Origin of the sequence: Bradyrhizobium sp. 179, from assembly GCF_023073535.1 — a bacterium.
Classification (GTDB): Bacteria; Pseudomonadota; Alphaproteobacteria; order Rhizobiales; family Xanthobacteraceae; genus Bradyrhizobium.
The window spans coordinates 1-6,953 of sequence record NZ_JADPJR010000025.1 but is presented as its reverse complement, the minus strand read 5'-3'; the positions used below and the strand labels follow the sequence as shown (position 1 = coordinate 6,953).

Below are 6,953 nucleotides of genomic sequence, written 5' to 3'. Positions count from 1 at the left end.
GGCTGCCTACATCGCTGAAACACTCGAGGCGATCATCGACGGTCATCCCCATAGCAAGATCGATGATCTCATGCCGTGGCGATTCCGCAAAACGTCAAGTCAGCCTCAATAGGGTCACGGCTAACTTTCAATTACCCACATTTGACGCCGGATTTGAACGCCGCGCCGCAGGCGAAATCTTGAATCGGAAGAATCTGTTGTGATTCGTTGTTGAGCACCTGATTCGGAGGCGTGGGGTGCTCGATGGGCTTGGTGAAGGAACGCGCGGAGGCGCGTGCTCAGCGATTGACGACCGGTATTGAGACGTGGGTTGATCGGGAAGCTGCGGGATGCGAGTTTAAGGATGAGCGGCTTGGCCGCCGGTTCTGCAAACTGCTCGCACAAATCGGGAGCGACATGGGACAAAGCATCCCGCTGGTTTGTCAGGACTGGGCCAACACGAAGGCCGCCTATCGCTTCTTCTCCAACGAACGGGTCAACGAGGCGGATATTCTTTGCGGTCATTTCGAGGCGACACGCGGGCGCGTAACGGCAACGAAGGGACCGATCCTCGTTCTCCATGACACGACGGAATTCAGCTTCAAGCGCGAGAAGCCGGATTTGATTGGCTTTACGCGCAAGACGGCAGGGCGCACACAGTGCGGCATCCTGATGCATTCGAGCCTCGCCGTGACGACCGAGGGGCTTCCGCTCGGACTGGCGGCAATCAAGCTTGGACGCGCAAGAAGTTCAAGGGGACGACGGCGCTGAAGCGGAAGATCAATCCGACGCGTGTTCCGATCGAGCAGAAGGAGAGTATCCGCTGGCTGGAGAATTTACGGCAATCGACCGACCTTCTCGCTCCCCCTGGACGATGCGTTCATATTGGTGATCGCGAGAGCGATATCTATGAGCTGTTTTGCCTGACCGAGGAGGTCGGAACACACTTCTTGGTACGAACCTGTGTTGATCGGCTTGCCGGGGACGGCAATCATACAATTGCCGACGAAATGGACGAGGTTACGGTCAAAGGCCTACATCGGATCAAGGTCAAGGACGACAAAGGCGATCCGGATGAAGCGCTTCTCGAAATTCGTTTCCGCAAGCTTCGAATTCTGCCGCCGATCGGTAAGCAGAAGAAATATCCCGCACTCACTCTGACCGTGATCCATGCTCAAGAGCGGGGAACGCCGAAGCGGCGAAAGAAGATCGAGTGGAAGCTCCTCACCGATCTCTCGGTCCAATCGCGCAAGGACGCCGTCGAGAAGATCGAATGGTACGCATTGAGGTGGAAGATCGAAGTCTTCCATAAGGTCCTCAAATCAGGCTGCAAGGCGGAGGACTTGAAATTGCGAACCGCTGAGCGTCTGGTCAATCTGATCGCTGTTTTTTGCATTGTAAGTTGGCGCGTCTTCTGGATGACGATGCTCAATCGTTCCTCGCCGAATGCCCTACCGCAGACGGCGCTGACAGATCCCGAACTCAGGCTTCTTGATCATTTGGTGAAAGACAGGGGTGGCGATCGCCCTCGACGAAGCACGCTCTCGCACTATGTCGTCAAGATCGCGCGGCTCGGAGGATATTTGGCCCGAGCCAACGATCCGCCTCCAGGAAATACCGTGATCTGGCGCGGACTATCGCGGCTGACTGACATCGAACTGGGAGCCGCGATCGAGGCAAAGATTATGGGTAATTGAAAGCACGGCTAAGCGCTTACGCAGAACTAGAACAGGCGCGTCGGAATTGAACCGGAGACTGGGCGACAAGCTCTCACCTGCCGAGGCGCACCGTACCGTGGGAAATGCCAGACAACCTCTGTTAGGTTTGTCGAGTCCGCGACATATGCTAGCAGTCGCCTGGCCTCTTGTTGCCGATCATGTAAGTCATTGAATTGAGACCATAAATGGACATTCCATTGGTCCTGGTCAATTGGCACGAGTTTTGAGAGTTTGCCTTCAGAACCCGAGGAGCTAGCAACGATATTCTTGTCGCGAGCGAGATATCATTCTCTCTCCCTCTCGCCGAAGAGATGAAGTGGTGGCTGTACGGATACTTAGCATGCGGGCGGCGCTGAAAAGCTTGTCTCATTTTGATTACGCGGTCGTGGCTCATTTAAAGATAGAGCCTGAGCAAGAAGACTTTGTGGACTCGCTGGATTTAGTTTTTTCCGAGCTTCGAAGCAGCTTATGGCCCCGCCTTGAGCACGCCTTCTCAGTCGTCGACAGGGATGAGGTCGTCGGCTTTTTTGTTCTCCGCGAAGGGGCGGCGTTGCCCGAGTGGGCCCCGCCAAAAGTCATGACTTTGCACAGCCTTTGCGTTGACCGAGCATACCAGGGCAATGGGTACGGGAGGGCAGCGATTAAACTTGCCGCTCGATGGGTCTCTACAAACCGTCCAATTGTCAACAGTCTCATGCTTGGCGTCAATGTACGCAATGAGACCGCTAGAGCTGTTTACCTGAAGTCGGGATTTCGGGATACGGGCGCGACTCACTTCGGCCCAAGCGGCGCTCAAAACATTCTTGAACTGAAGATCGGTTTGGGAGGATAAATGTGATCTTTGTGTTCCTTTTGGCCCTTGTGGTGGCAAGGCATTCGCGGCACCCAAATTTGAGCGAGCCTACATTGCCGTCACGACTGGCGGTTATTGACGTTCTCAGCAGCAGATTGCGGATCCTCGCCCGCGCCGCAGCATCTCCATGGCATCCTCGGCATCTCCTCGTCCGTACAATGCGTGAAGTCATGATGGAACATGCGGTGAAGCGCACACACGCGGAACAAGTGACTGACTAGAACCAGCCTGTCACGGCGGCACTTGGGTCAGCCTCAAAACAAAATTCCACCTAGCACCGGCCCGCTCGCATTCTCGTTGAGCAGCACACGGTGGCCCAATCATTACAGAAGCAAGAGGAGAGGCATGCTATGCTGCACAAGACCATAACGCAATTGATCGGGCAGACGCCGGTAATGTCGATTGACATTCCCAGCCGGGACACCCGGTTGATGCTGAAAATGGAAAAAAACAATCCCGGCGGCTCGATGAAGGACCGCATGGCGCGAAGCATGGTCCTGGCTGCGCTGAAGGATGGGCGCGTCGCTCCAGGCGGTACCATCGTTGAATCCTCTTCTGGCAATACGGGCATTGGCTTGGCTCTCTCCGCGTTGGACTTTGGCCTGCATTTTATCGCCGTCGTCGACCACCATGCGGCACCTGACAAAGTTCGGATGATGCAGGCGCTCGGCGCCGAGATCCGCTATGTTGAAGGCGAGTTTGCGGAAAACGAGGTCGCCGTTGTCGAGAGGCAGCGCCTAGCGGCACAACTAGCTGCAGATCTTAGCGGTGCGCTCTTCATGAACCAATCTGACAATCCGGCAAATCCGGAAGGCTATGCCGCTCTCGTCGAAGAACTCATCTCTCAACTTCCCAACGGCATCGACGCGTTTGTCGGATGCGTTGGAACTGGCGGGTCCATGAGCGGTATTGCGCAACGGCTTAAGCGCCATAAGGCGACGGTGCGCACGATCGGCGTGGAGCCGGCTGGATCCATCATTTTCGGAAAACCTGCGCATCCCTACTACCAGTCGGGCACTGGCATGCCGGCAGGTGACGCGGTCGGCAAAGTCCTGGACTATGGATGCATCGATGAGGGCGTGAAGGTGACCGACACTCAAGCTTTCGAGACCGCGCGTTACATCGCTCGGCGCAAAGGACTTTTAGTCGGTGGGTCTTCCGGCGGAGCTATCTATAAAGCACTGGAATTCATCGCGGCGGGCAAGCTTGCCGGTACGGTCGTAACACTGGTCGCTGATGGGGGCGAGAAATATCTGAGCACGATCTTCAACGAGGACTGGATGACTAAGCGCAGCTTGCTCGATCCAACGATCGCCCCCCAGTTGGACCAGTGGCTCTTCGGAAAGGAGGACACAACCTGAGTTGACGATAGTGCGGCCGGCCGCATCACTGCACTTTTGCAAGCCTGGCGGGGCTAGCTTGCCGGCAGGAGAGAGATTGAATCGTCGTAGCCTATGCACAGTTGATGCGGCTCTATCGCAGAGCTTGCGGATGATGCGCATGACAAGGTGCGTCTCCAGGCAGCGCCGGAAAAGAGTTGCAAAAGGTCCTGGAAGGACTGGTGAATCGACGGCAGCAAACTGCGGCGTTGCGGAGTTTTCCATGTCGCCTGACATCGCGATGCGATCCCGAAGAAAATCGGGACCCGCCGGTCGGTTTGGGACCGGATCGGCGCTGTCCCATTCTGGTAAAGGCGCTGTCTCTACTATTCAAGGCGGCCTACGGATTAAGGGAAACATCGATTTAGCTCGGTTCAACCGCCCCTGGATCGAGGTCATTCATTCCAACCAGGCACTCTCTTAAGTGGACACAATGTAAAGGACCCGGACTGGTTCATCATCACCGTTATGCGCATGCTTGGAGAAATGTGCTGTTTTTCCTGGGCCGAACGGCGCGAGAGTGACGCCCCAGGGCATTGTCGGTACTGGTTTGGGCTTGCCGCATTAGTTCTTTGAGTGTGGCGAATGTCATCTCAAGAGAATTGAGATCGGGACTGTAGGGCGGCAGCAATGGTAGGCGCGCACCGGCGCCTTCGATGAGGCAAGCGGCCTCTTCGTTCTTCTCACTCGACAAATTGTGAGGATCACCGTCTGGCCCTCGCGCAGCATGGGGAAGAATTTGATCGACATTGGCCAGGAAGCACTCGGTGGTGATCGGCCCTTCGAGCATGAAAGATGCAATCACTCCTCGCAGGTGGGGGCCCGCCAAACGTCGTCGTGTTCCAATGGCCGTTCTGCGCATCGCCGATGCCGCGTGTGCTGACACCGGCCCAACCGTAACGACGTGCCATTACGGTTGATGGCCAAAGTCCTTCACCGCGCCAAGCTTCCCGGCCCTACCTTCCGCGCGATCCTGCTGATTGCCCTGCACGGTTTTATTTGAAGCTGACCTCCTCGGCCGCGAAAACCGCGATAGCTTCGCGACTTGTCGCCTTGCGCCCCTAGCGCGCGAAGCACACGCTCGGCGCTCGCATCGAGCGTCAGATCGCCCGAAAGCCAATCCCGGTGGTCGTCGAGGAGGTAGGAAGGTCAAACGGAAGGTACGGCGCAACAGTCGATGAGACGGGGTCAGGAAAACCAGAACATGCCCAGGTGCTTCCAAGTACGCCGCTGTGATTTGGACCTGATCCGCGAACTCCCATACGGGCCCGCGACATATGACGGTCGCAATAAAGGCCGGACAGATGTCAGCACCCGACTACGCGCAACACCTGATCGAAAGATTCTTCTTGCATCCACCGGGGCGTCCACAGATGGGCATGTGGGCAACGCCGTGGCGTTGTCCAAGCGCAGCGGCGTGTCCACAGCGTCACGAGCTCAGACGTTCGGGCGGGTTGGCGGCTTCGGCGCAGGCTCTCCCCGGTGAGTTCGAGCCGATGAGCATTGTGGACGAGGCGATCGAGCACGGCGTCGGCATAGGTGGGATCGCCGAACACGTCAGAGTACCCCTATTCTTGAGTGGGTCGTGTCTCACGTCACGATCACCGACCCGCATCATTTTCTGTTTGGGCAACGGCTTGAGGTGCTGAAGGAGCGGTCGGGGCGCGGTCCCGCCCACGTCGTTGTCGCGCTGCCGGGCGGACGGCCGCGGGCGGTTCGGATCGCGTCGACGGATCTTGGCGAGACGCTGATCACGTCCCGCCTGAACGCCGCCGATCTGCCGCGCATCAGTGCACGTACGCTGATCCTATTGATGCAACATTTGAGCGCGAGTCTCAGCCTTATCGACGAGAAGGTGATTCGCGATGACCCACCGACCGCTTCCAGGTCGCGTTGCGTATCGACCACTGCCGACGTCGGCAAATCCACCCGGCCGACATTCCGCGCCTGTGGCCGAATCTATCGACCGCGACGCAAACCCAGATCGCTCAAATCCTCGCCACGCTGCTGCGGCGAATGCAAGCGGTTGCCGGCGCGCCCGGAAGGGGACTGGGTCGTGCTGATCAGCTCGATCCTCGCTGACGAGCGGCTCACGACTGCGCACCGAGCCAAGTTGGCCTATGTCTACGTGCGGCAGTCATCCGTGAACCAGGTGCGCCAGCACCAGGAGAGCACCGAGCTGCAGTACCGCCTCGTCGATCGCGCCATCGGTCTGGGCTGGCCGCCGGAGCGCGTCCAGGTCATTGACGAGGATCTGGGCAAATCCGGTGCTGGCGCTGTGGATCGTCATGGTTTCCAGAAGCTCATTGCCGAGATCGGCCTTGGCAACGCCGGCCTTGTGGTGAGCCTCGACGCTTCTCGCTTGGCCCGCAATAACCGGGACTGGCATCAGCTGCTCGAACTGTGCTCGGTGTTCGGCGTGCTCATTGCGGATGGCGAGCGGCTTTACGATCCGCGCGCCTACCACGACCGCCTGCTGTTGGGCTTGTCCGGCATCATGAGCGAGGCGGAGCTGCATCAGCTTCGGATGCGCCTTCACCAAGGAGAACGCCAGAAGGCGGCACGGGGCGAACTGCGGCTGCCCCTGCCGGCCGGGCTCGCCTATGATCGAGCCGGCACGATTGTTCTCAATCCCGATGAGGAGGTGCAGGCCCGTCTTCATCTCGTGTTTGCCAAATTCCGGGAACTGCAAAGCGCTCGCCGTGTGATGCGGTACTTGGAGAGGAACGGATTATCCTTGCCGGTTCGGCCGCTGCTTGGACCATCTCCACACGAGATCGTCTGGCGTGCGCCAGATAGTGCACGCGTCCTTAGTATCCTTCAAAATCCGGCCTATGCTGGGGCGTATGTTTATGGCCGTCGGCAAAAGGATCCGAGCCGATGCCGGCCGGGGTCGCTGACGGGAACGGTCAAGGTGGCGATCGGGGATTGGGCGGTTTGCCTCCACGCCGCTCACCCAGGCTATATCAGCTGGGAGGAGTTCATGGCCAACCAGGGGCGACTGGCAGATAACATCTTCCGCTA

General features: G+C 58.1%; 5 protein-coding genes and 1 pseudogene. 5 read left to right on the top strand and 1 reads right to left on the bottom strand.

Annotated features, from left to right (window positions below):
• Window positions 1-243 precede the first annotated feature (243 nt).
• The 4 genes from IVB12_RS05080 to IVB12_RS05065 all read left to right on the top strand — a co-directional run bounded on the left by IVB12_RS05080 (window position 244) and on the right by IVB12_RS05065 (window position 3,911).
• Window positions 244-750 (top strand): transposase DNA-binding-containing protein, encoded by a 507-nt coding sequence (locus tag IVB12_RS05080; RefSeq protein ID WP_247296258.1) that lies wholly within the window; start codon window positions 244-246, stop codon window positions 748-750.
• Complete coding sequence (locus tag IVB12_RS05075; protein WP_247296256.1) at window positions 639-1,676, top strand: IS4 family transposase; 1,038 nt, start codon at window positions 639-641, stop codon at window positions 1,674-1,676. Before IVB12_RS05080 ends, IVB12_RS05075 begins: the two co-directional genes overlap by 112 nt.
• 361 nt (window positions 1,677-2,037) lie before the next feature.
• Window positions 2,038-2,529: a GNAT family N-acetyltransferase gene (locus IVB12_RS05070; RefSeq protein WP_247296254.1), complete on the top strand. Its 492-nt coding sequence runs from the start codon at window positions 2,038-2,040 to the stop codon at window positions 2,527-2,529.
• Window positions 2,530-2,900: 371 nt separating this feature from the next.
• Window positions 2,901-3,911: a cysteine synthase family protein gene (locus IVB12_RS05065; protein ID WP_247296253.1), complete on the top strand. Its 1,011-nt coding sequence runs from the start codon at window positions 2,901-2,903 to the stop codon at window positions 3,909-3,911.
• Window positions 3,912-5,236: 1,325 nt separating this feature from the next.
• Here the strand turns inward: IVB12_RS05065 and IVB12_RS38335 are convergent.
• Window positions 5,237-5,494, bottom strand: a pseudogene (locus tag IVB12_RS38335) (ATP-binding protein); the annotation flags it as partial.
• Window positions 5,495-5,514: 20 nt separating this feature from the next.
• On the opposite strand from IVB12_RS38335, the gene IVB12_RS05055 reads away from it, so the two are divergent.
• Window positions 5,515-6,953 (top strand): recombinase family protein (locus tag IVB12_RS05055; protein ID WP_247296252.1); only part of this gene is annotated, 1,439 nt, incomplete at its 3' end.

Bases quoted from the DNA above. Each gene is read 5' to 3' on its own strand.
- IVB12_RS05065 (WP_247296253.1), top strand. From the start codon at position 2,901: ATGCTGCACAAGACCATAACGCAATTGATCGGGCAGACGCCGGTAATG.
- IVB12_RS05080 (WP_247296258.1), top strand. From the start codon at position 244: ATGGGCTTGGTGAAGGAACGCGCGGAGGCGCGTGCTCAGCGATTGACG.
- IVB12_RS05070 (WP_247296254.1), top strand. From the start codon at position 2,038: ATGCGGGCGGCGCTGAAAAGCTTGTCTCATTTTGATTACGCGGTCGTG.